This window comes from Rahnella sp. GSA61A (assembly GCF_019969905.1).
GTDB classification, from domain to species: domain Bacteria; phylum Pseudomonadota; class Gammaproteobacteria; order Enterobacterales; family Enterobacteriaceae; genus Rahnella; species Rahnella aceris.
In genome coordinates, this window is sequence record NZ_JAHXYO010000062.1 from 1 (window position 1) to 378 (window position 378).

Genomic DNA, 378 nt, shown 5'->3' on the forward strand with positions numbered 1-378 from the left:
CGTCCTGTTTGCCCAGCTTACACACCACCTCGTACTGCGTGTTCTTTTTCAGCGGCGTCAGCCAGTGGCGATTTTCGCCCGCATTATGCCAGTCATGTAGCAGGCCTAAAGAGTAAAAACCCTTATCAAACAGCGTAATACTGTTATCCGGCGCGCTGTCTGCCAGCTTTGCCGCCAGGCGCATCTCGTTCACGTCGTAACTGTCCATCACACTGGCCCGCAACAGGTGACTGCTCAGTTCCATCAGGCATACCATGCGGACCTGAGGATATCCGCGTTCGCCGTGCTGGTTCGAAGCCTTACCGAAGGCCTCTGCATTTTCAGGCGTGTCCTGCGTATGCCAGACTACGCCATCGACGGCATTGAGTGTCAGTCCGT

At 55.6% G+C, this 378-nt stretch carries 1 protein-coding gene; it reads right to left on the reverse strand.

Annotated features, from left to right (window positions below; all coding sequences use genetic code 11):
* The coding region (locus LC431_RS26240; RefSeq protein WP_223510488.1) for a transposase at nucleotides 1-378 on the reverse strand (378 nt) is incomplete at both ends.